The organism is Acidovorax sp. NCPPB 3576, from assembly GCF_028473605.1.
Lineage (GTDB): Bacteria > Pseudomonadota > Gammaproteobacteria > Burkholderiales > Burkholderiaceae_C > Paracidovorax.
Genome location: NZ_CP097267.1, coordinates 2350220 through 2372585, shown reverse-complemented (window position 1 = coordinate 2372585; position 22366 = coordinate 2350220). Strand labels below are relative to the sequence as shown.

Below are 22366 nucleotides of genomic sequence, written 5' to 3'. Positions count from 1 at the left end.
AGAGGGCTATAAGCGCCGGAAAAAAGACCATGCGCTGGTGTCGATCGATAAATCGCTGGATTCCTCATCGCCACGAAACTCAAGGCGATTTAAAAAGGGGTCCAGCACCACGGCGGTGAAACCGCCAGGATCGAGTTGCAGCAATTCGATGGACACGCCCTTTTGCACCCAGCGCTCGCAAACCGAGAGAAAGTCGCCTTCCAGAAAAATGCTGCACAAAGACGACGGCTGGAGCGCGTTGATTTTTTCGACGTGTTCGACAAACTTGAGTTGCAGGCGCACCAAGCCGTTTTCTGCCAACCAAAACTCGCTGTAGCTCCTTTTGAGTCCTATTTTTTTCTCATAGAACTCCCGCGCCACCGCCTCGCCATGGCGGGGTATCGGTACATGAATCCATGTGGCGATGTGGTCGTTAGCAAAAGAAGAATTCATTCAACATCCCAGTTTGGATTTCGGCCGACCACTGACAGGGGCGGCCGCTCTCGCGGCAGCAATGGCCGCCGCATTGCCTCGTGCCGGTTTGACGCCAAGATCCGTCAAGGCCTGTTTCTCCGCAAGATAAAAAGAGCTTCGGTTTTCTGCCCCATCGGCTCCGATATCGATGAATTTATAACCCTCTGCATGGCGGTCGTTGACCCAGTCGATATTGCCCTGCACCGCCTTGCGCTCCCATTCATAGGAACTCATGGTTTCCGTGGAAGCGCCACTCGAACGAATAATTCCAGCCCAGTCTTTTTTGATTGTCCTGAACTCATGGCCCGCCAGTCGGGGGTTTTCTCTCATCGTCTTTGCATAGGCTTCCACTGCGCCCTGCCCCTCGCCGATGATGACGTACTTATCAAGGCCCCAAGGGTCGATCCATCGCAGAGGATTGGCCGCATAAAGATGCAGATGGCTGCCGCCCGCCAGCCCGATGGGATCGGCGCTGATGAAGCGCCCGATGTCCGGGTCGTAGAAGCGGAACGTGTTGTAGTGCAGCCCCGTGTCCCGGTCCAGATACTGGCCCTGCAGCCGCAGGTTCTGCTCCATCGCCTCGCCCCGGCCATGCGCCTGCGCCTGGGGGATGGCGCTGCCGTCGATGCGCACCGCCTCCCACTGCTCCTGGAGCGCCCCGCCCCAGGTGCGGTAGCTGGCGCGCCAGCGCACCTGGCCCTCGGGGTCGGTCAGCTCCTCCGGCACGCCAGACGGGTCGGCATGGAAGTAGTAGATCTGCGCGCCGCCCGGCTCCTCCCCCCGTGACACGGCCTGTTCCCTGGCCCGCCCCGTGGCTGGCACCGCCGTCTGCACGGCTTCGGCGGCCCCACCCCCTTGCGCATCGATGCGCGCCAGCGGCACGTACCCGCCCGGCTCGTACACGTAGCTCGTCACCCGCGCCCCGCGGCGCTCCTCGATCAGCCGCATCCCCTCCCACACGAACTCCGTCACCCCGAACGCGTCCTCGCTCGCCACCCGCCGCCCCAGCGCGTCGTAGCGGTAGCGCGTGGCCTGGCGGGTTTCCTGCGGCGTGCCCGGGCGCCGCACCGTGGTCACGGCCACCAGCTGGTCCTCCGCATCCCACTCGAAGTGCTGCAGCGTGTGCCGCCCGCTCTTTTTCTGGACCAGGCGGCCCAGGCCGTCGTAGGCGTAGCGCTTGTCCTCGTACACGCGCACGAGGTTGTCGCGCAGGTAGCCCTGCGAGCGAGCGCCGGCCGGGCCGCCGCCGCCCGCCCCCGAAGCGCTGCCCGCCAGCGGATCGAGCAGGTTGCCCGCGGGGTCGTAGTCGAAGCGCTCCTGCATCCGCTCGGCGCCCGATGCGCCCGATGCATTCGGCACGCCCTGCCCCGCCCCCGGCCCCAGGCGCACGGCCTGCAGCACCCGCCCGGTGCCGTCGTACTGGAAGCTGCTGCGCCCCTTGTGGCTGTGCACGCTGTCGCGCAGCTCGCCCGCCGCGTCGTAGCGGTATTGCTTGAGCAGGCCGCTGGCGTGGCTGGGGCCGTGCTCGGCCAGCTCCACCTGCTGCTGGTGCCATTCGCGCTCCCAGCCTGCCGTCTGCAGGCCCGCATCCGAGCGCGTCCAGCTGCCCACGCGCCGCCCCAGCGGATCGAGCAAGTAGCGCGTGCCCAGGCTGCCCTGGCTGCGGTGCACCTCCCGGTGCAGCGCGTCTCGCTCGAAGTCGGCGATCAGCCGGTGCGCTTCGCTGGCTTGCGGTGCGGCGTCGCGGTCTGTTTCTTCGGCAGCTCCCTCGGCCCCAGCCGATTCGCGCAGGCCCAGCCCGATGCGGTGCAGGTGCCCCGAGCCGTAGTGCAGGTAGTTCAGGCTGCGCTGCAGCACCCGCCCCCCGGGCCGGGCCACGGCGGGCAGTTCGGTGCGCGTGCGGTGCCCGAGCGCGTCGTGCGTGTGCCTCAGGCGGTGGGTGTGCCCGGTGAGCGCATCCGTGGAATGCTCTGCGATGAGGTGGCCCACGGCGTCGTATTCGAAGCGCACGGTGTGCAGCCGTTGTTCCTGCAGCGTCCCGTCCACGCGCAGGCGCACGGCCTCCACGACCCGCCCCGCCACGTCGTGCCGGTAGCGCAGGATCTGGCCGTTGCAGCGCTTTTCCGTGAGGCGCCCCAGGGCGTCGCGCACGAGTTCGGTGCGCCGCGGCGCCATAGCGCGCCGCGCCTTGCCGCCCTGCGCCAGGGTGCCTTCGGCGGCCTGGGTTTCCAACTCCCCTAACACGTCGTCGCCCCCGCCCGCGTGGTGGGTGATGGCGGTGACCTGGCCGTCCGCGTCGTATTCGAGCGCGATGCGCGTGCCGTCCAGCCGCTCTTCCGCGATGAGCCGGTCGCCCGCGTCGTAGCCGAAGCGGTAGCTGGCGCCGTTTTCTGTCGTGAACTCGGCCATGCGGTGCGCCGCGTCGTAGCGCACGCCGCTTTGCCGCCCTTCGGCGTCCACGCGCCACAGCCGCTGGCCCCGCGCGTTGTAGCCGTAGCGCGTGAGGCGCGACAGGGCATCGGATTGCTGCACGAGGCGCCCGGCGCTGTCGTGCCCGAAGGTCTGGCTGCTGCCGTCGGGAAGCGCCACGGACACCAGGCGCCCGCGCGCATCGAAGGTGCTGCGGGTGACCTGCCCGAGCGCGTCGGTGACGCTTTGCAGCTGGCCCTGGCCGTCATAGGCGTAGTGGGTGCTTTGCCCGGAGCAGTCGGTGTGGCGCGTGAGCAGCGCGCGTTCGTTCCACACGAGGGTGCTGCGCCCACCGCGGGCGTCGGTGATCTGCACGGGCTGGCCGCTGGCGTCCCAGGCGGTTTCGGTGGTGTGGCCGTCCGGGGCGGTTTCGGTGGTGGGCAGGCCCCGGTCGTCGTATTCCCAGCGCCAGGTGGCGCCGTCCGGGCCGCTCACGCGCAGGGGCACGAACCAGCGGCTGTCCCACAGGGTGCGCGTGAGGCGCCCCAGCGGATCGACGATGCCGCTTTGCAGGGCGTTCTCGTCGTACTGGAACGTGGTGGTGGCGCCACTGGGCCGGGTGCAGGCGAGCAGTTCGCGCCGCTCGCTCCATTGCAGCTGCCAGGTGTGGCCCAGGGGGTTTTGATAACGGGTGAGGTTGTGCTGGCGGTCCCAGTGCCAGCGCTGGCGGCGGCCCAGGTGGTCGGTGGCGAGGGTCTCTCCTTGGCCATCTGGCGCGAGGGCGTAGGCGATGTCGTAGGCCTCGCCGTCGCCCGTCCAGTGGCGCACGACGCGCCGGTCGCGCAGGCGCCGCCCGTCGGGGCCGAGCGCGCCGTCCTGGCGCTCGGGGCCGCTGGCCTGCTCGGCGCCCTCCCAGGCGTAGTGGCATTCCAAGCCGCCGGCATCGGCCTGCAGGACCATGAGGCGCTCGGCGTAGGCGAAGCGCCGGATGGGCGTGCGCGTGCGGTCCAGCACTTCGGTGAGCTGGCCGGGCGCGGGGTCGGCCGGCCCGTAGCGGTAGCTGGCCAGCAGGCCGAGCTGCTCGCCAGGCGCGGCCTGCACGAGGTGGATGGCGCGCACCTGGCGGGCCTCGCCGGCGTAGTCCAGGCGCAGCACGCGCCCCAGGTGGTCGGTGAGGCCCGCCAGGCGCCGCGCGCGGTCGTAGCGCAGCGCGATCCAGTGCCCGAAGCGGTCGCGCAGGCGCAGCAGCTTGAGGACATGGGTGCCGCTCGCCTCGGGCGCGGGGCCGAATTGCTGGTGGATGTGGTCCAGGCCGCTGACTTCGAAGTGCCCTCCGGCGCTGCACCCGACGATGAAGCCTTCTCCGGTGTTGTACAGGGCGTTGCCCGGCTCGACCAGAGGCAGTTCGATGTGCCGCCCCTGCGGGTTGACGTAGATGAGGCGCCCGCCCTCGCCGCTGCCGGGCGCGGGCCGCACGACGTGCAGTTCGATGTCGTAGGGCACGCTCCAGCCTTCGCCGTGCACGGTGTCCCGGCGGTGGTCGTGGTTGCTGTAAAAGCGCCGCCATTCGATGGGCAGCGGCCCGGGCAGCATGAAGTCGGTGTCGCGGCTGCCGTCCAGGACCTTGCCGCCGGTGGCCGGGTGCACGGGGTAGCCGATCAGGGAGCGGAACCCGCGCCCGAGCCACTCGCCGGCCATGCCGACGACGGCGCCCATGGCCAGGCACCCCACCCGCCCCAGGAAGTTGCCGCGCCCCATGGCCAGGCCGACGCCGATCTCCAGCGCGGTCTCCCACCACAGCTTGTCGTCGGCGACGTTGAGGTAGGCGGTCTTGTTGCCGCCAAAGAAGACGGTGTCTGCCCCGGTGGCGATCTGCGCGGCGCACACGAGTTTGTCGCCCTTGCGCGCAGCGGGAAAGGTTTCGATGAAGACGCTGTCGGTGCCCTCGGCGATGAAGTTGGGGTTGGGCGAGGGGTGCTTGGTGCAGGCAGTGAAGTCAGCGACGGCCCGCATGGCCAGGCGGTTTTCAATCAGCACGGTGCCCGCACCCTGCGCACCCAGCTTGCCCGTGATCTCCAGCTCCCCGATGTCCTCGGTCATCTCCTGGATCTTCTTTTCCTTGTAGCTGCTCCAGCCCGTCGCCCCTCCGATGAACCCGGCCAGCAACCCGCACGCCAGGATCGCCCCGCACCCCATCGTCGCCACCGACACCCCCGCCAGCAGCGCCACCGCTCCCGCCACCAGCAACGTCTCCACCATCCCCGACGCCAGCCTCAACCCCACCCGCGCCAGCCTCGACCACACTGACACGTGCCCTATGTCGTCTCCCAGCCTCGCCGCCGCCTGTCCGCCCATGTTTTGTCTCCATCTTTTTTCAAGCCGTGCCTTCAGGCACGTGCGGTCGGGACGTCGCCCCGTCGTCATTCACGCAAGACGAAACTCCCCAAGACATCGCTCACCATCTTGTGGTGCTCATCGGTGAAAGGGACCGGCAGCGAAAACGTCAGGCTGAGCACCTGGCGCGTGTCCGGCAGCAAGAACAGCGACTGCACGTGGTACACGGTCTTGCCCTGCTGCTTGTAGCTCACCGAGAACTTCGATCCGCCGATCTGTTGGCCCGCGCCCAAAAAGGCGGGCTCGATCTCGCTGCGGGTGAATTTGCTCACTTGCCGGGAAAGATCGTTCAACTGGCGCTTCAAGAACTCCGGAGGCGTTTCGTCCGCCTCCAGCGGGTCCTTCGAGATCGCGATGGTCATGCCGCCGGAGCCGGGCTCGGGCGCCAACAGGTGCATGGTGCGGTCCGTCACATGGGGCGGTGCCGTGATGTGGCCTTCTTGGAAGTGATAAAGCATGGTTTTCTTATGGATGAGGCCGCAGGCGGAAGGCCTCAGCAATTGAGGTTGATCTTTTTCCCGAACTGGTCGAGGTCGTCCTGGAAGTTGAAGACGCCTTTCACGCCATTGAGCACGATCGTGCCATCGGCCTTCAAAGTGATGGAAGCGGCGCCGCAAACCAGGGTCACGCTCTCTCCTGCCACTTGCGTGATGTTCTTGCCAGCGTTCACGAACACCGTGTCGCTCTGCGCGTTCACCACCACGTTTTCCTTGGCCAGCACGTTGGCGTTCAGGCTGGTGGAGGACAGCGATATGTTCTGCTCCGCCACCAGATTCATGTTGCCGGTTTGGGCCACGGAGGCCACGTCCCCGCCCGAGACCATGTTGCTTTGCCCGCCCGAAGTCACATGCGTGAGCATGCCGGCCTTGGCCAACTGCGTGAGTTGCGCGCCACTGGAGATGGTCACGTGCTGCTGGGCGTGCACCGACGTGCTCTGGCCCGAGCTGACGACGATGGGCTTGGGACTGATCATGCTTTGCCCTTCCGGGCTCACGATGGACACGATCGGCTTGGTGATGTCCTTGGACAAATCCATCAGGCCACGCGCATCCGGCATGGCAGGGTCGGTATTGGTGGGCATGGCCGTTTCCGCGCCCCCTCCTCCATCGCCACCCGAGCCCGAACTTGCCATTTTGGCCAGCGAAGCCAGCCCGCCCGCCGCGCCCCCCGTCATGGCCGCGATGCCCGCCCCCATGCTGGCGATCTGCGAAGATTTGACATCCGCCAATGCGCCGATCGTGGCGTTCACCGACGACACGGCCTGCCCGGCCTCCTGCATGAGCGAAGAGGTGTTGGCAAGCGTCGCCCCTAGCTGATCGAACCCATCCGGATTGTTGCTCGCCACCTTGGAGGTGAAGTCCTGCGGGTACGTGGTGATCAGCAGCCCCTTGTCCGCCCGGATCGACCCCCACAGGTCCGTGCGCAGCTCGAACCCGTACCCGCGCTGCGAGCCGCTGCCCTGGTGCATCAGGTACCCCATGTTCAGGTACGTGTTGCCGTAGGTGTTGGACAGCTCCAGGTGCTCGATGCCCTTCTTGTCCTCAAAGCGCAGCATGCTCGCCCCGCCCCCGCCCTTGCTCCAGTTGGTGAGCGTGCCCGACTGCGTCTTGTTGTCCGGCAGCTTCCACGGCGGCATCTGGATGCCGTTGTACACCCGCCCGGTGATGATGGGGTAGTCCGGATCGCCGTTCAGAAAGTCCACGATGACTTCCTGCCCGATGCGCGGGATGTGGATGCTGCCGTAGTTCAGCCCCGCCCACGGGTGCGACACCCGCACCCAGCAGCTGGAGTTCTCGTCCATCGCCCCGATGCGGTCCCAGTGGAACTGCACCTTCACCCGCCCGTACTGGTCGGTCCAGATCTCCTCGCCCGGCGGGCCCACCACCACCGCGGTCTGCGGCCCGGTGGTCTTGGGTTTGGGGGTGGTGCGCGCCGGCGTGTAGGGCAGGCTGGTGGGCTGGGCCTGCAGGGTGAACTTCTGGAACGAGCCCTCTTCCTGCGGCGTGCCCTTGGGGCCGGGCGCCACGGCGCTGACCTGGGGGTTTTCCTTGAAGTGGTATTCCAGCCCGGTCAGCAGGTATTGCTGGTTCTGGTCCTCGCGAGGGTGGTTCTCCAGCGTGAAGGTGTAGCCGGGGGCGAGCGCCCGGTGGCGCGATTCGCCCCGCACGGTGCTGTGCCCGGTCAGGCTCGACTGCAGCCGCGAGCGCGCGTAGGCCTCGCCGTCGCCGAACTCGGTGTACCCGCCCGGCCATTCGTAGATCTCGTGGCTGTCGTGCGCATGCCCCGGCGGGGTCTGGCGCATGTTGGACAGGTCGGCCTTGGGTTTCTTGAAGTCGTAGTCGTCGTTGTAGTGCCGCCCGGGCTTGATCTCCTGCGCCAGTTGCCAGGCGTGGATGTTTTCCTTGTCGGCGACGGCGGCCTTCTCGGGCGGGTAGAACGGGATGACGGCAGCGCCAGCGAGCGGGCTGTGCGAGGCGACGATGTCGTCGGCCAGGGTGAGCACGTGCTGGCCGGCGCTGTGCTCGTGGAAGTAGTAGATGCCCTCGTGCTCCATGAGGCGCGAGACGAAGGCGCAGTCGGTCTCGTTGTACTGCACGCAGTAGTCCCAGGTGCGGTAGCTCTGGGTGAGCTTGCGCTGCAGCGGGTAGCCGTATTTGCCCAGCACCTCTTCGATGATGTCGGGCACGGTCTTGTTCTGGAAGATCTTGAAGTCGCTTTGCCGCGTGGCCAGCCACAGCCAGGGGCTCAGGCGGGCCTTGTAGGTGTAGAAGCGGTGGTCCTGGCCCTGCAGCCCGAAGCGCGTGACGATGCCGTCCAGATAGCGCGTGCCGCCCCCTTCGGTCTCCACCACGATGGTGGCGCTCTTACCCAGCAGGGCCTTGGGGTCGATGGATTTGCTCTCGCTCAGCAGGTCCACGTCCAAAGAAAACAGCTCGCTCAGCGCTTCTTTGCCCTGCAGCTGGCGAAACTGCAACTGCTCGCCCAGGGGCGTCTGGATGGTGACTCGGCGTGTCATGGAGGGTGGCCGGCCATGCCGGATTTGTAACGGGAATGGTGTGGCTGATGATATCCCTTACGTCTTATATCGTTAATCCATATTTGACTCTAAATGTAATTAGAACCGCTCGAATAGCAATTTATCAATTTAAATCAATAGGTGAAATCACTTACTCGATTTCCCTTAATTAGATTGGTTAATTTTTAACAATCTTCCTCTCTTTAATCAGACGTAGGAATATATCGACGGATTATTGAATGCAGTGACAAAGGATGAAGAAATGATTATTCGAGCCCGAGCCACACGCGTTGCGCTCGTTTCCTACACCCCAGATCCTTTCGCCACTGCTACCTTGCCGACCGACCAAGACTCTGCGAGATGATTCGCATGGCCATCCTGTTTCCACCCATCCCCAAACGCCATGGCCCGCACCCCCACCACCCCCGCCGCCCTTACGCTGTACGAACAAAAGCGCGACTTCTCGATCACCCCCGAGCCGCGAGGCGGCTCCGAGGCGCGCGCCGATGCGCTGCGGTTCGTGATCCAAAAGCACTGGGCCACCCGGCTGCACTACGACCTGCGCCTGGAGATGGAGGGCACCATGAAAAGCTGGGCCGTGCCCAAGGGGCCCAGCTTCGATCCGGCCGACAAGCGCATGGCCGTGCAAGTCGAGGACCACCCCATTGCCTACAACCAGTTCGAGGGGCAGATTCCGGCGCGGCAATACGGTGCAGGCAAAGTCATCATCTGGGACAAGGGCTATTGGGTGCCGCTGGAAGACCCCGTGAAGGGCTACCAGGCGGGCAAACTCAAGTTCGAGATCCACGGCCACAAGCTGCAGGGGCGCTGGACCCTGGTGCGCATGCACCGACGCGGCCAAAAGGAAGAGCGGCAGCCGCCGTGGCTGCTGATCAAAGAGCATGACGGTCTGGAGCGCCCGGCAGCCGAGTTCAACGTGGTGGAGGAAATGCCCGACAGCGTGAGCTCCCTGCCCGATCCACCGGGTGTACCTGGCCAGGCGCCCTTGTCGGAAAAACCGGCTCCTCGGAAAGCCCGCGCGCCGAAGGCCCCCCAGCGTGCCAAACCAGTCAAATCCGAATTGCCCGCCAAGCTCAGCCCGCAACTCGCCACGCTGGTTCAGGGCCCGCCACCCGACCTTGCAGACTGGTTGTTCGAACTCAAATTCGACGGCTACCGCCTGCTTGCACGCATCGACCAAGGCCAGGTGCAGCTGTTCACCCGCAACGGCAACGACTGGGTGCACAAGATGCCGCAGCTCGCCGAGGCTCTGAAAAAACTCCCCATCGACAGCGGATGGATCGACGGCGAAATCGTGGCGATGGACCGCCGGGGTATGCCCGACTTCCAGGCGCTGCAGAACGCGTTCGAGACCGGCGCCGCCGCAGGGCTGGTGTTCTACGCGTTCGACCTGCCTTTCCTGAACGGGGCCGACCTGCGCGCACTGCCTGTCACGGACCGCCGCGAGGCCCTTCGCGCCATCGTGCCCGATGGCGAGGGGCAGAGGGTGCGCTTCAGCGAAGCCTTCGATGCCGCACCCGGACAACTCATCGCCTCGGCCTGCCGGCTCGGGTTCGAAGGCGTGATCGGCAAACGCAAGAGTGCACCTTACGTATCGCACCGCACGGCGGACTGGATCAAGCTCAAATGCGGCCAGCGCCAGGAGTTCGTGATCGGCGGCTACACCGAGCCCAGGGGCACGCGCACCGGCATCGGCGCGCTGTTGCTGGGCGTGCAGGACGATGACGGGAGCATGCGCTACGTGGGCAATGTCGGCACCGGGTTCAACGAACGCAGCCTGGCGCAGTTGCGCGAGCGCCTGGGGGCACTGACGATCTCCAAGAGCCCGTTCGCCAACGCGGCGCGGGGCGCGGCCAAGGTGCATTGGGTGCGGCCGCTATTGCTGGCGGAGGTGGCCTTCGCCAGCTGGACGCACAGCGAACGCATCCGCCACGCCGTGTTCCGCGGCCTGCGGGACGACAAGCCCGCCAAGGACATCGTGCACGAGCACCCTCTTCCCGCCAAGGCACGGGCCAAGGCCGCCACCCGCGCCAAGCCATCGACCGCGCGAGCGGACACCCTGCGCGTGACCCATGCCGACCGGGTCATCGACCCGGAATCGGGCACCACCAAGATCGACCTCGTGCGCTATTACGCGCTGGTGGCGCCGCTGATGATGGAGCACCTGCACCAGCGGCCCGTCTCGCTGGTGCGGGCGCCGGCCGGCGTCGGTGGCGAGCTGTTCTTCCAGCGCCACCAGGAGCAAGGCAACCTTCAGGGCGTGCAGCCGCTCAAGGCATCGCTGTACCCCGATCACCCGCCGCTATTGGAGGTGGTGGCGCCCGAAGGCCTGCTGGCCGCCGCGCAGATGAACACGGTGGAGTTCCACACCTGGAATGCCCGCAAGGACCGCATCGACCGGCCCGACCGCATGACGTTCGACCTGGACCCCGGCGAGGGTCTCGATTGGGAACGCATGCAGGAGGCCGCCACCCTGATGCGCGTGATGCTGACCGAACTGGGCCTTCCGTCATTCCTCAAGACCAGCGGCGGCAAGGGCCTGCATGTGGTGGTGCCCATTCAGCGGCGGCACGACTGGAACACGGTCAAGGGGTTTTCGCAGGCCATCGTGCAGCACATGGCCCGCACCATTCCGGCGCTGTTCGTGGCCAAGAGCGGCCCACGCAACCGCGTGGGAAAAGTGTTCGTGGACTATTTGCGCAACGGGCTGAGCGCCACCACGGTCAGCGCCTGGTCGGCCCGCTCGCGGCCGGGCCTGGGCATTTCGGTGCCACTGGCCTGGAAGGAGCTGGAAGCGCTCGCCAGCAGTGCGCAATGGACGGTGCGTAACGTGGACGAGCGGCTGCGCATCGGCAACACCCCGTGGGAGAACTATTCGGGCGCTGCGGTGTCGATCGCGGGCGCCATGCGCCTGCTGCAATACACGCCAAAGGCGTGAGCAGCGGCCGCGGGGCCGCAGCAGGCGCAGTTAGTTCAAGCCTGCAATGACAGTTCGTCCGCCTCGGCGCGGCTCGTGCGGTGCCCCTTCAGTCCCAGCTTGGCCAGCAGTTTCACATCGGCCTCGCCTTCCGGATTGCCCGTCACCAGCAGCTTGTCGCCGTAGAAGATCGAATTGGCGCCCGCCATGAAGCACAGCGCCTGCACGGCATCGCCCATCTGCTGGCGGCCAGCCGACAGGCGCACGCGGGCCTTGGGCATGGTGATGCGCGCCACGGCGATCACCCGCACGAAGTCGAGCGGGTCCACCGGCTCGCTGTCGGCCAGCGGGGTGCCGGGCACGCGCACCAGGCTGTTGATGGGCACTGACTCGGGGTAGGGATTCAGGTTGGCCAGTTGCGCGATCAGGCCGGCGCGGTGCACCGGCGCCTCGCCCATGCCCACGATGCCGCCGCAGCACACGCTGATGCCGGCGCCGCGCACGTGCTGCAGGGTGTCCAGCCGGTCCTGGTAGGCGCGGGTGCTGACCACGTCGGTGTAGTACTCGGGCGCGGTGTCCAGGTTGTGGTTGTAGTAGTCGAGCCCGGCGTCTTTCAACGCCTGCGCCTGGTGCGATTCGAGCATGCCCAGCGTGGCGCAGGTCTGCATGCCCAGCCCTTTGACGGCACCGATCAGCTCGCTCACTTTTTCGATATCGCGGTCCTTGGGCGAGCGCCAGGCGGCGCCCATGCAAAAGCGGGTGGCACCGGCATCCTTGGCGGCCTGGGCGGCAGCGGTCACCTCTTGCACGCTCATCAGCTTTTCGGCTTTCACCCCCGTGTCGAACTCGGCAGACTGCGGGCAGTAGCCGCAGTTTTCAGGGCAGCCGCCCGTCTTCACCGACAGCAGCGTGGCCAACTCGATGTCACCGGCGGGCCAGTGCTCGCGGTGCACGCTCTGGGCCTGGAACATCAGGTCCATGAAAGGCTTGTCCAGCAGCGCCTGGATGGCCTCGACGGACCAGGGGCCTGCGGGCTGGATCGCGGCAGGCGGGCGGCGATGCAGTTGCACGGCCTGTGCCGCGGCGGAGGGTGTAGGAATGGCAGTGGTCGGCATGGTGGGCGGGCCCTTTCTTGTCTGGTTTCGGCAATCCGGCAAATAGGCCGGTCGTGGCAGGCGCAGATTCTGGCGGAGCCGGCCATGCAAATCCAGATCAAAGGCCCACAAACCCGACCGGAATGGAGCGCCGTTATCTGCAGCCAACGGCCAAGCACCGTTAGGGATTTTTAAGCGAGGTTTCAAGACGTTGTCAGCACGATCTCACACCCGCCAAACCCATGTCGCCTTCTGTCGCGAAGCAGCGCCTATCTTTCCGAAAACACCTCATCGGGCCGGTCTGCGAGGTCCGGAGTTGCGTGCAATTAACGCCAATGCGGCCGCGAGGCAAGGGCTTGACGCGTCAACCCAGCGCCGCAATCACGTCCGCGGGGGCCTGAACCAGCTCGATGAGCACGCCTTCTCCCGCAATCGGAAACTCCGCGCTGGATTTGGGGTGCAGGAAGGTGATGTCGTGCCCCGCCGCGCCCTTGCGAATGCCGCCCGGTGCGAAGCGCACGCCCTGCGCCGCGAGCCATTCCACCGCCCGGGGCAGATCGTCGATCCACAGGCCGATGTGGTTGAGCGGCGTGGTGTGCACGGCTGGCTTCTTGTCCTCGTCCAGCGGCTGCATCAGGTCCACCTCCACCGCATGCGCGCCCCGGCCCATGGCCAGGATGTCTTCATCGACGTTCTCGCGCTCGCTGCGGAAGGTGCCGGTTTGCTCCAGGCCCAGCATGTCCACCCACAGCGCCTTCATGCGCTCCTTGTCGGTGCCGCCGATGGCGACTTGCTGGATGCCGAGGACCTTGAACGGGCGTGCGGTGATGGGGTTTGCCATGCGGGCTCCAAAAATGGTTTACTATGATTTTTATAGCAGTGTGCCCTAGTGGAATATGCGCCGCAGGCCAAAAATGGCCTGATCTGCAACGCGCGCCACCACCCAGGCATGCGCCACGCGGTGCCGGCCGGGTCGGGCCCTGCCCGCCCTGCCCGCCCTGCCCGCCCTGCCCGCGACACCGCGCGCGGCGCTCATTGGAATTCCAGGATCACCTGGTCCACCGCCAGCGATTCGCCCTTGCCGGCGACCACCTTGCCCACGATGCCGTCCTGGGTGGCGAACAGGATGTTCTCCATCTTCATGGCCTCGATCACCGCGAGCTTCTCGCCAGCCTGCACCGCCTGACCGGGTTGCACCGCCACATCGACCAGCAGCCCGGGCATGGGCGACAGCAGGAACTTGCTCAGGTCCGGCGGCGCCTTGTAGGGCATCAACTGGTGCAGGCGCGCGCCCAGCGGGGACAGCACGATCGCATCGATCTGCGTGCCGTTGTGCGCGATGCGCAGCGCCAGCGGACTGCGCGGCGTGCCGCGCTCGACCTGTGCGGTGAAGCCCGCGCCGTTGCACTGTCCCTGCACGCGGATCTGTCCCAGGGTGGCGGCGCTACTGATCTGATAGCTGTTGCCGCCCACCGATACGGCGCTGGAGCCCGATTTGTCTTGAAAGTCCGTCACCGACACCGCATGGTGCTCGTTGCGGCCTTCGTGGCCCATCACCACCACGACGAACTGCTCGCCCACCTTCACGTGGTGGCCGGCCAGTTGCCCGCTGATGCCCGAGGCGCGCGCGCGATAGCGCCGGTTCATGTAGGCCGCCAGCGCCACGAGAAAGAGCGGATCGTCGTGCGGCACGTCCTGCGCGGCAAAGCCCTGGCTGTAGTTCTCGGCGATGAAGCCGGTGTTGAAATCGCCCGCCACGAAACGCGGGTGGGCCAGCAGCGCGGCCTGGAACGGGATGTTGCTGCCCACGCCGCGGATCACGAACCCGTTGAGCGCCGCACGCATCTTGTGGATGGCATCGTCCCGGTCCTGGCCGTGCACGATGAGCTTGGCGATCATCGAGTCGTAGTACATCGGGATCTCGCCGCCCTCGTACACGCCCGTGTCCACCCGAACGCCCAGCTTTTTCGTGGTGTCGGCCTGGAACATCGACTCCTCCGGCGGCTGAAAGCGCACCAGGCGGCCGGTGGAGGGCAGAAAGTTGCGGAACGGGTCTTCGGCGTTGATGCGGCACTCGATGGCCCAGCCATCGCGTTTGACATCCGCTTGCGTGAGCGGCAACGGCTCGCCCGCAGCCACGCGGATCATCAGCTCGACCAGGTCCAGGCCGGTGATGCATTCCGTCACCGGATGCTCCACCTGCAGGCGCGTGTTCATCTCCAGGAAATAGAAGTCCTGGTCCTTGCCGACCACGAACTCCACCGTGCCGGCGCTCTGATAGTTCACCGCCTTGGCCAGGGCCACGGCCTGCTCGCCCATCGCCTTGCGCGTCGCGTCGGAGATGAAGGGCGATGGCGCCTCCTCGATCACCTTCTGGTGGCGGCGCTGGATGGAGCATTCGCGCTCGTTCAGGTAGATCACGTTGCCCTGGCTGTCGCCCAGCACCTGGATCTCGATGTGGCGCGGCTCCTGCACGAACTTCTCGATGAAGATGCGGTCGTCGCCGAAGCTGTTGCGCGCCTCGTTGCGGCATGAGGTGAAGCCCTCCAGGGCCTCCTTGTCGTTGTACGCCACGCGCAGGCCCTTGCCGCCGCCACCGGCGGACGCCTTGATCATCACGGGATAGCCGATGTCCCGGGCGATCTCCACCGCGCGCTCGGCCGACTCGATGGCGTCGTTCCAGCCGGGAATAGTGCTGACCTTCGCCTCGTTCGCCAGTTTCTTGGAGGCGATCTTGTCGCCCATGGCCGCGATGGAATGGTGCTTGGGGCCGATGAAGACGATGCCCTCCTCCTCCACGCGCTTGGCGAAGGCTTCGTTCTCCGACAGAAAACCGTAGCCCGGGTGCACGGCCTGCGCGCCGGTCTGCTTGCAGGCCGCGATGATGCGGTCGGCCTGCAGGTAGCTCTCGCGGCTGGGCGCCGCCCCGATGTGCACGGCCTCGTCGGCCAGCTTGACGTGGCGCGCTTCCTTGTCGGCATCGGAATACACCGCCACGGTGGCGATGCCCATCTTCTTGGCGGTGGCGATGACCCGGCACGCGATTTCGCCCCGGTTGGCGATCAGGATTTTGGTGAACATGGTGTTGGCGGTTGGATGTGTTCTAACAGGCGTTGTCTGGCGTCTTCTGCGGCACAGGGCACAGGGCTCAGCGCTCAGGAATTGCGATCGATGGCCGGGCTCATGTCTTCCATCCACAGCACGTTGTCGGAGTACGACTGCAGGTCGGGCGACAGGTTGGCCGTGGAGCCCGACACCCACACCTCTTTGTGCAGCTCGGACTTCACATACGAAATGGCGTCTTCGAAATCTCCGTCGCCAGCCGAAAGAATCAGCCGGTCGTACACGTTCTGCGCCGCCAGCTTGATGATCAGCGTGGCAATGCCCACGTCCACGCCCTTTTGCACCCAGCGGTCGAACGAATGGCCGCAGTTGGGGCAGTTCATGTGCATCTTCTTTAGCTTGTAGAGCTGCACGCGGAATTTCGGCCCGATGGGCGGTGCGGTCTTGATCCAGGAGTGGAACGCGTTCTGGGCGTCCGTCGATGGGTCGGTCGCCGAGTTCAGGTAGTAGCTCTCGTGGATCGGCCCGCCGTTCAACCGGGTGATCTCGTTCTTGAGCTTGAGGTAGTCGAAGGGTCGGCCCTTGCCATAGTTGAACAGGTACGCGCCATCGACGATCCAGACGGTTTTCATCGGCTTGCCGTCGCTCACAGCGGAATGTTCCCGTGCTTGCGCCACGGGTTCTCCAGTTTCTTGCCCTGCAGCATCACCAGGCTGCGGCAGATGCGCTTGCGCGTCTCGTGCGGCAGGATCACGTCGTCGATGAAGCCGCGGGCGCTGGCGACGAACGGGTTGGCAAAACGTTTTTTGTACTCGGCCTCGCGGGCGGCGAGCTTGGCGGGGTCGTTCTTGTCTTCGCGGAAGATGATCTCCACCGCGCCCTTGGCGCCCATCACGGCGATCTCGGCGTGGGGCCAGGCGAGGTTGACGTCGCCGCGCAGGTGCTTGGAGCTCATCACGTCATACGCGCCGCCATACGCTTTGCGGGTGATGACGGTGATCTTGGGCACGGTGCACTCGGCATACGCATACAGCAGCTTGGCGCCGTGCTTGATGATGCCGCCGTACTCCTGGGCCGTGCCGGGCATGAAGCCGGGCACGTCCACGAAGGTGACCACGGGAATGTTGAACGCGTCGCAGAACCGCACGAAGCGCGCGGCCTTGATGCTGCTCTTGATGTCCAGGCAGCCGGCCAGCACCAGCGGCTGGTTGGCGACGATGCCCACGGTCTGCCCTTCCATGCGCGCCAGGCCGATGACGATGTTCTTCGCATAGTCGGGCTGCAGCTCGAAGAAGTCGCCGTCGTCCACCACCTTGGCGATCAGCTCCTTCATGTCGTAGGGCTTGTTGGGGTTCTCGGGCACGAGGGTGTCCAGGCTCATGTCCATGCGGTCGGCCGGATCGTTGCTCGGGCGCACGGGCGGCTTTTCGCGGTTGTTGAGCGGCAGGTAGTTGTACAGGCGGCGCAGCATCATCAGCGCTTCGACGTCGTTCTCGAACGCCATGTCGGCCACGCCGCTGCGGGTGGTGTGGGTGCCGGCGCCGCCCAGCTCCTCGGCCGTGACTTCCTCGTGCGTGACGGTCTTGACCACCTCGGGGCCGGTCACGAACATGTAGCTGCTGTCCTTGACCATGAAGATGAAGTCGGTCATGGCGGGCGAGTACACGGCGCCGCCGGCGCAGGGGCCCATGATCATGCTGATCTGCGGAATGACGCCGCTGGCCAGCACGTTCTTCTGGAACACGTCGGCATAGCCGCCGAGCGATGCCACGCCCTCCTGGATGCGCGCGCCGCCCGAATCGTTGAGTCCGATGACGGGCGCGCCCACCTTCATGGCCTGGTCCATGACCTTGCAGATCTTCTCGGCATGCGTTTCCGACAGCGCGCCGCCGAACACGGTGAAGTCCTGGCTGAAGACAAAGACCAGGCGGCCGTTGATCATGCCGTAGCCGGTCACCACGCCGTCGCCGGGGATCTTCTGGCCTTCCATGCCGAAGTCGGTGCAGCGGTGCTCCACGAACATGTCCCATTCCTCGAACGTGCCGTCGTCCAGCAGCAGTTCGATGCGCTCGCGCGCGGTGAGCTTGCCCTTCTTGTGCTGCGCGTCGATGCGCTTTTGTCCGCCGCCCTGGCGGGCGAGTTGGCGCTTTTGCTCCAGTTGTTCGAGGATGTCTTGCATGGGTCGCTCTTTCGGTGGTGATTTTTTGCTATTTATTTAATAGCAGCATGCCGGGATTTTTCTTGTGCTGCGAGCAGATTTCGTGCTGCAGTGGATGCGGCAATGCGCCCCGCCGCCACATCCGCCTGCAGCGTGGGCAGCAGCGCCCGCACCTCGGGGTGCTGGCGAAACGCGTGCCGAAGGCCCGCCTCGATGCGCTCCCACATCCAGGCCAGCGATTGCTTTTCGCGGCGGCGGGCAAGCCGGCCGTTGGCGGTCTGCAGGCGGCGGAACTGGCTGACGGCGGCCCAGAAGGCGTCGATGCCTTTGCCTTGCAGCGCGCTGATCTGCAGCACCTTCGGCTGCCAGGGGGCGGTGTCGGGCGGAGCCAGTGGTTCGGCTGGACTTTCAACCTGCGCTTCGCCGTGGCCCGCTGCCGGCGCGTGGCGCGGGTGGCCCAGCGAGCGCTCGGGGTTGCCGTGCTGGCTCAGCAGCCGCAGGCTGGAAGTGATCTGCGCCTCGGCGCGGGTGGCGGCGTGCGGGTCGATGTCGGCCTTGTTGATGACGACCAGATCGGCGATCTCCATCACGCCTTTCTTGATGGCCTGCAGGTCGTCGCCCGCGTTGGGCAGCTGCAGCAGCACGAACATGTCGGTCATGCCGGCCACGGCGATCTCGCTCTGGCCCACGCCGACGGTTTCGACCATGACGATGTCGTAGCCTGCTGCTTCGCACACCAGCATCGCCTCGCGCGTCTTCTCGGCCACGCCGCCCAGGGTGCCGCTGGACGGGCTGGGTCGGATATAGGCCTTCTCGTGCATGGACAGGTGTTCCATGCGGGTCTTGTCGCCCAGGATGGAGCCGCCCGACACGGTGGAGGACGGGTCGATGGTGAGCACGGCCACGCGGTGGCCCAGGCCGATCAGGTGCAGGCCCAGCACTTCGATGAAGGTGGATTTGCCCACGCCCGGCACGCCGCTGATGCCGAGGCGAAACGACTGGCCGGTGTGCGGCAGCAAGGCGGTGAGCAGCTCGTCGCCCTGCGCACGGTGGTCGGCACGGGTCGATTCAAGCAGCGTGATCGCCTTGGACATGGCCCGGCGCTGGACGGCCTCGGCGCCGTGCAGGATGCCGTCGAGCCAGCCGCCGGCAGAAGGTTGCCGATGGGGCGAAGGCACCGGCGAAGAAGCGGACGAAGGCACCGGCACGCTCATTCGGCCCGCCCTTCGGGCCGCCACTCGTAGTGCACGTCCACGTCTTCCTCGCCGGTCTGCACGAAGCCGTGGCGCTGGTAGAAGCGGTTGGCATCGCTGCGCTGCAGCGCGGTCACGCGCAGCACGGCCCCTTCGCGGCGCGCCCGGTCCTGCACCTGGGCCAGCACGGCCGCACCCACGCCGGCGCCCTGCCAGTCGGGGTGCAGGTACAGGTGCTGCAGCCGCAGCGTCCGGTCGCCCTCGGACAGCACGGTGACGAAGCCCATGCGCCGCCCGTCGGGTGCGACCAGGTGCCGCATGTGTTCGGGGGTGAAAGCCGCGCGCAGCCGCTCGCGCGAACGCTCGGGCGTGTAGCGGCCCACGCGCTCCAGGCTTTCGCGCATGGCCGCGGTGCGCAGCGCCAGCATGGGCTCGAAGTCCGCTTCAGCCACCGGATGCCAGGTGAACGCAGGAGAGGTCAATGCGGCACCTCCAGGCGGCGCCATGGCGCGCGCACGGTCGCCCGGCCGACGGTCGCGGTCTTCATGCGGCAAAGGCCTTGCGGATCTGCTCCAGCACGTCCTTGGCGCTGGCCGGAATCGGCGTGCCGGGGCCGTACACGCCCTTCACGCCCGCCTCGTAGAGGAAGTCGTAGTCCTGCACCGGGATCACGCCGCCCACGAAGACGATGATGTCGTCCGCGCCCTGGTCCTTGAGCGACTGGATGATGGCCGGCACCAGCGTCTTGTGCCCCGCCGCCAGGGTGGAGACGCCCACGGCATGCACGTCGTTCTCGATGGCCTGGCGCGCGCATTCCTCGGGGGTCTGGAAGAGCGGGCCCATGTCCACGTCGAACCCCAGGTCGGCGAAGGCCGTGGCCACCACCTTGGCGCCTCGGTCATGGCCGTCCTGGCCGAGCTTGGCGATCATCACGCGGGGGCGGCGGCCTTCGGCTTCGGCGAAATCGTTGATCTCGGCCTTGAGCTGCTCCCAGCCCTCGGCCGAGTCGTAGGCGGCGGCATACACGCCCGTCACCTTCTGCGTGTCGGCACGGTGGCGGCCGTAGATTTTTTCCAGCGCATCGGACACTTCGCCCACCGTGGCGCGCAGGCGCATGGCCTGGATGGCCAGGTCCAGCAGGTTGCCTTCGCCGCTTTCCGCCGCGGCCGTGAGGGCATCCAGCGCCTGCTGCACCTGCCCTGCATCGCGCTTGTCGCGAATGGCTTTCAGGCGCGCGATCTGCCCGTCGCGCACCTTCACGTTGTCGATCTGCAGGATGTCGACCGGGTCTTCCTTGTGCAGCTTGTACTTGTTGACGCCCACGATCACGTCCTTGCCCGAGTCGATGCGCGCCTGCTTCTCGGCGGCGGCCGCCTCGATCTTGAGCTTGGCCCAGCCGCTGTCCACCGCCTGGGTCATGCCGCCCATGGCCTCGACCTCTTCGATGATGGTCCACGCGGCATCGGCCATGTCCTGCGTGAGCTTCTCCATCATGTAGCTGCCGGCCCAGGGGTCGATCACATTGGTGATGTGGGTCTCTTCCTGGATGATGAGCTGCGTGTTGCGGGCGATGCGGGCCGAGAACTCGGTGGGCAGCGCGATGGCCTCGTCCAGGGCGTTGGTGTGCAGGCTCTGCGTACCGCCGAACACCGCCGCCATGGCCTCGATGGTGGTGCGCACCACGTTGTTGTAGGGGTCCTGCTCGGTCAGGCTCCAGCCGCTGGTCTGGCAGTGGGTGCGCAGCATCAGGCTCTTGGGGTTCTTGGCGCCGGTGGCCTTCATGATGCGGCACCACAGCAGGCGGGCGGCGCGCATCTTGGCCACTTCCAGGTAGAAGTTCATGCCGATCGCCCAGAAGAACGACAGGCGCCCGGCGAACTCGTCCACGTCCAGCCCCGAGGCGATGGCCGTCTTCACGTATTCCTTGCCGTCGGCCAGGGTGAAGGCCAGCTCCAGCGCCTGGTTGGCGCCGGCTTCCTGCATGTGGTAGCCGCTGATGGAGATGGAATTGAACTTCGGCATGTTCCGCGCGGTGTAGCCGATGATGTCGCCGATGATGCGCATCGAAGGCTTGGGCGGGTAGATGTAGGTGTTGCGCACCATGAACTCTTTCAGAATATCGTTCTGAATGGTTCCCGACAGCTGGTCCTGCCGCACGCCCTGCTCTTCGGCGGCCACCACGTAGCCGGCCAGCACCGGCAGCACGGCGCCGTTCATCGTCATGGAGACGCTCACCTTGTCCAGCGGAATCTGGTCGAAGAGGATCTTCATGTCCTCCACCGAATCGATCGCCACGCCCGCCTTGCCCACGTCGCCCGTGACGCGCGGGTGGTCGCTGTCATAGCCACGGTGCGTGGCCAGGTCGAACGCCACGCTCACCCCCTGCCCGCCGGCGGCCAGCGCCTTTCGGTAGAAGGCATTGGATTCTTCCGCGGTCGAAAACCCCGCGTATTGGCGGATCGTCCAGGGCCGCACGGCGTACATCGTGGCCTGCGGGCCGCGCAGGTAGGGCTCGAAACCCGGCAGCGTGTTGGCGTAAGGCAGGTTCGCCGTGTCCTCGGCCGTGTAGAGCGGCTTGACCGTGATGCCGTCGGGCGTCACCCAGTTCAACGCCGCCACATCGCCACCGGGGGCCGACTTGGCGGCGGCCCGGGTCCAGGCGGCGAGGTCGGCGGGAGCGAAAGAAGGCGATGGGGTGTTGCTGCTCATATCTGGAAGGGCTTCACGGGTGGCGAGAAAAGCGCGGCGGCGCTGCAACGGATTGGCAAAGTGAGGCGATTCTAACCGCTCTGTAATTATTAATTTATAGTTTTTCTGCGGTACATTCCGGCCATGTCAGCCGCCACACTCACCCCCCGCGCCCTCTATGAAGAGGTGGCGGAGCAGTTGCGCCAGCGCATCTTTCGGCGAGAACTGGAGCCAGGCAGCTGGATCGACGAGCTGCGCATCGCCGAGGAGTTCGGCATCAGCCGCACGCCCCTGCGCGAGGCCTTGAAGGTGTTGGCCGCCGAAGGGCTGGTGACGATGAAGGTGCGGCGCGGCGCCTACGTGACCGAGGTGTCCGACAAAGACCTGCGCGACGTCTATCACCTGCTGGCGCTGCTGGAGAGCGACGCGGCCGGCGTGGTCGCCGCCAGTGCCACGGCGGAGCAACTGCGCGAGTTGGAGTGCCTGCACCGCGAACTGGCCGCCAGCGTGGCCGACCGCGAGCGCTTCTTCGCGGTGAACGAGCGCTTTCACATGCGCGTGCTGGAGTTGGCCGACAACCGCTGGCGCAACCAGATGGTGGCCGATCTGCGCAAGGTCATGAAGCTCAACCGCCACAACTCGCTGCTCAAGCAAGGCCGCATCGAAGAATCGCTGCGCGAGCACGGGCAGGTGCTGGCCGCCCTGCAGGCGCGCGATGCGCAGGCTGCCGCGTCGGCCATGCGCGAACACTTCTCCAACGGGCTGCAAGCCGCCGCCTGACCGGCTGGCGGCTCCGTAGCCTGGGCTGCGCCAAGCCCGCCGCGCACCCCTTGCCGGCCCCGGGTGCTTGCCGCCGCGGGGCATCGCCTTCATGATGCACCCATCCATAGACGATGGCGCCCCAGACAGCGGTAGCCATCCCTTCACGGCCACGGCCGGTGACACACGGGAGGAGCTTGC

Annotated in this window: 14 protein-coding genes; 2 read left to right on the top strand and 12 right to left on the bottom strand. The window is 66.3% G+C overall.

What is annotated here, in order from left to right; genetic code table 11:
* Nucleotides 1-6: 6 nt before the first annotated feature.
* The 4 genes from M5C98_RS10885 to M5C98_RS10870 all read right to left on the bottom strand — a co-directional run bounded on the left by M5C98_RS10885 (nucleotide 7) and on the right by M5C98_RS10870 (nucleotide 8272).
* Nucleotides 7-432: a VOC family protein gene (locus tag M5C98_RS10885; protein WP_272552723.1), complete on the bottom strand. Its 426-nt coding sequence runs from the start codon at nucleotides 430-432 to the stop codon at nucleotides 7-9.
* A complete protein-coding gene (locus M5C98_RS10880) occupies nucleotides 433-5217 on the bottom strand; it encodes an RHS repeat-associated core domain-containing protein (RefSeq protein ID WP_442867261.1) in 4785 nt (1594 codons plus the stop codon).
* A 65-nt stretch (nucleotides 5218-5282) separates the two neighbouring features.
* A complete protein-coding gene (locus tag M5C98_RS10875; protein ID WP_272552721.1) occupies nucleotides 5283-5714 on the bottom strand; it encodes a DUF1795 domain-containing protein in 432 nt (143 codons plus the stop codon).
* Nucleotides 5715-5749: 35 nt separating this feature from the next.
* Entirely contained in the window at nucleotides 5750-8272 is a 2523-nt protein-coding gene (locus M5C98_RS10870) for a type VI secretion system Vgr family protein (RefSeq protein WP_272552720.1), read from the bottom strand.
* A gap of 403 nt (nucleotides 8273-8675) precedes the next feature.
* On the opposite strand from M5C98_RS10870, the gene ligD reads away from it, so the two are divergent.
* Nucleotides 8676-11231, top strand: a complete 2556-nt coding sequence (gene ligD, locus M5C98_RS10865) for a DNA ligase D (RefSeq protein ID WP_272552719.1) — start codon at nucleotides 8676-8678, stop codon at nucleotides 11229-11231.
* Nucleotides 11232-11266: 35 nt separating this feature from the next.
* Here ligD and bioB read toward each other — a convergent pair whose 3' ends face one another.
* From bioB to scpA, 8 genes are all read right to left on the bottom strand, one after another.
* Nucleotides 11267-12325 carry a biotin synthase BioB gene (bioB, locus tag M5C98_RS10860; protein ID WP_272552718.1) on the bottom strand — a complete coding sequence of 353 codons (1059 nt, stop codon included), beginning with the start codon at nucleotides 12323-12325 and terminating at the stop codon, nucleotides 11267-11269.
* A 343-nt stretch (nucleotides 12326-12668) separates the two neighbouring features.
* On the bottom strand, nucleotides 12669-13145 hold the full coding sequence (locus M5C98_RS10855) for a VOC family protein (protein WP_272552717.1): 477 nt from the start codon (nucleotides 13143-13145) through the stop codon (nucleotides 12669-12671).
* A gap of 191 nt (nucleotides 13146-13336) precedes the next feature.
* Nucleotides 13337-15385: an acetyl-CoA carboxylase biotin carboxylase subunit gene (locus M5C98_RS10850; protein ID WP_272552716.1), complete on the bottom strand. Its 2049-nt coding sequence runs from the start codon at nucleotides 15383-15385 to the stop codon at nucleotides 13337-13339.
* Nucleotides 15386-15459: 74 nt separating this feature from the next.
* Nucleotides 15460-16044: an NYN domain-containing protein gene (locus M5C98_RS10845; RefSeq protein WP_272552715.1), complete on the bottom strand. Its 585-nt coding sequence runs from the start codon at nucleotides 16042-16044 to the stop codon at nucleotides 15460-15462.
* The gene (locus tag M5C98_RS10840; RefSeq protein WP_272552714.1) at nucleotides 16014-17546 is read right to left on the bottom strand and encodes an acyl-CoA carboxylase subunit beta; all 1533 of its coding nucleotides are present in this window, start codon (nucleotides 17544-17546) and stop codon (nucleotides 16014-16016) included. Before M5C98_RS10840 ends, M5C98_RS10845 begins: the two co-directional genes overlap by 31 nt.
* A 32-nt stretch (nucleotides 17547-17578) precedes the next feature.
* On the bottom strand, nucleotides 17579-18619 hold the full coding sequence (gene meaB / locus M5C98_RS10835; RefSeq protein ID WP_272553250.1) for a methylmalonyl Co-A mutase-associated GTPase MeaB: 1041 nt from the start codon (nucleotides 18617-18619) through the stop codon (nucleotides 17579-17581).
* Between the two features lie 116 nt (nucleotides 18620-18735).
* Complete coding sequence (locus M5C98_RS10830) at nucleotides 18736-19200, bottom strand: GNAT family N-acetyltransferase (protein WP_336298498.1); 465 nt, start codon at nucleotides 19198-19200, stop codon at nucleotides 18736-18738.
* A 61-nt stretch (nucleotides 19201-19261) separates the two neighbouring features.
* Nucleotides 19262-21427 carry a methylmalonyl-CoA mutase gene (gene scpA / locus M5C98_RS10825; RefSeq protein WP_272552712.1) on the bottom strand — a complete coding sequence of 722 codons (2166 nt, stop codon included), beginning with the start codon at nucleotides 21425-21427 and terminating at the stop codon, nucleotides 19262-19264.
* 123 nt (nucleotides 21428-21550) lie between these two features.
* On the opposite strand from scpA, the gene M5C98_RS10820 reads away from it, so the two are divergent.
* Nucleotides 21551-22186: a GntR family transcriptional regulator gene (locus M5C98_RS10820; RefSeq protein WP_272552711.1), complete on the top strand. Its 636-nt coding sequence runs from the start codon at nucleotides 21551-21553 to the stop codon at nucleotides 22184-22186.
* Nucleotides 22187-22366 lie beyond the last annotated feature (180 nt).